The organism is Acidobacteriota bacterium, assembly GCA_012517875.1.
GTDB lineage: Bacteria > Acidobacteriota > JAAYUB01 > JAAYUB01 > JAAYUB01 > JAAYUB01.
Genome location: JAAYUB010000087.1, coordinates 1 through 1819 on the forward strand (window position 1 = coordinate 1; position 1819 = coordinate 1819).

Here is a 1819-nt window from a genome sequence, read left to right on the forward strand (position 1 = left end):
AGTCGGCCCCGCTCCCCCCGAAGCCATCGTAGCGGCCCGCCATCACCTGGAGGGGGCGGCGGTTGGCGCCGATCACCGCCGCCGCGCGCTCGCCGCCGTCCTGCACCAGCAGGGCGCCGAGGCCGTCGTCCCACGCGTGGGTAAGGGTGCCCCAGACCCGCTCCGAGTACGGCCACATGAGACGCAGGTTGCTCGTGGCGCTCACCACCAGCTCCGCCGGGTGGAGGCCCCGGTACTCGTAGTGGACCACCGCCACCGGCGCCGCCGGATCGGCCGCGATCACCTCCTTCAGGATTGCCCGCCGGAAGCGGTAGATGCGGGTGACCGACTCGGGGCGGATTTCGATCTCGGGGCGCTCCCCGCCGAGCGGCGCCAGCGGCGCGGCGTCCCCGCCGATCCGGAGCGCCGCCTCGACGTCGCGGAAGGCCATCAGCGGATGGGCCCAGATCTCCGCGATGCCGCCCGGCTCGCGGCCCATCACCAGGATCCGCCGCCCGGCCAGGTCCCACGGCGCATCGGCGGCGAAGGGGCTCCGCAGCACCATCGCGTCGTCGGGCCGCCGCCACGGCCGCGGCGGCGGCGGCCGCAGCCGGCCGGAGGCCCGGCCGCGCGCCTCGACCTGCGGCACGCCGTACGTCCAGTGGTCGCGGGCGGCCGCCGTCATCCGCCCGGCGAGGTACCCGAGGCAGTTGTCCAGAAAGAGCTCCAGGTTCCGGCGCTCGCGGTTGGGCGGCGCAAACCAGGTGTAGGCGCCCACCGCCAGCATGCGCCCGGCGCCGGTCTCGTATTCGACGGCCAGTTTGGCGTCCTCGTACAGGCGGACGTAGCCCCAGTCCACCGCCGCCACCCGGCCGCGGGGGACGCGGTCGCCGAACCAGCCCACCTGGCGGCAGGCGTGGTCGGCGTCGGCGTCCCACAGCATGGCGCCGCCGTGGAGCCCGGCGAAGATCGGGTGGGCGCGGAAGGCGTGCAGGCCGCGCCTGCGGCCGTAGCCCTCATCGTTCACCGCCACGTCACGGACGTCGGGCGGCGCGTCCTCCAGCCCCAGCTCCGGCAGCAGGCGCGGCGCATCCAGCGTCAGGAGCATCCCGGCGCCCGCCTCGACCCGCTGGCGCAGGGCTGCCAGAAATTCCGGCGCCCGCTCCGCCACGGACAGCTCCCCGGTCGACCCGCGGTGGTACCAGAGCACGTCGCACTCGGCGAGCGCGCGGCTACCGGGCGTAAGCCCCGCCACTGGGATGAACCGCGCTTCCACCCCGGGCCGGGCATTCAGGGCGCGCAGCGCCGCCGCGCCTTCGGTGTCCAGGGCCTCGGCGCTCTCCGCGCCCAGGAAACCCACGCGGATGGGCTGGAGCTGCGCCACCGCCGCGCCGGCGGCGGCGTGGAACAGGATGACGGCCGCCGCCGTCCATCGCACCATTGACCGTCCCCGCACGATCGCACCCTCCGTGTCGTGATCATGAGTCGGCTGACATCTTCCCCATGATAAGCCAGCCCATCCGGATTGCCAAGCCCGGGGGATGACGAAAACCGATCAAGCGAGGACGCTCACGAGCACGATCACGATTACGAGCACGAAATCCGATGTGCGATGTCCGGAACCGTTGATGGTTTATGGTTGATGGTTGATCGTTGGGAACGAGCCTCGAGTCTCGAGCCTCGATGACGAGCACGCGCGAATGGCCGGCAGGCGGCGGCGTCCGGGCACGATCCCGGCCCGCCAGGGCCGGAATTCATTAGCCAGGGGCGCAGCCCCTGGTAAGCCGGAAACCCAGATAAGTCGGCCTTCTCTCCGCCTTGAGCCCCACCGGGGCGGCAC

At 72.9% G+C, this 1819-nt stretch carries 1 protein-coding gene; it reads right to left on the minus strand.

Annotated features, from left to right (window positions below; translation table 11 throughout):
- Positions 1–1435, minus strand: a 1435-nt coding sequence (locus tag GX414_09100) for a hypothetical protein (GenBank protein NLI47251.1), incomplete at its 3' end; no start/stop codon positions are given.
- Positions 1436–1819: the final 384 nt, after the last annotated feature.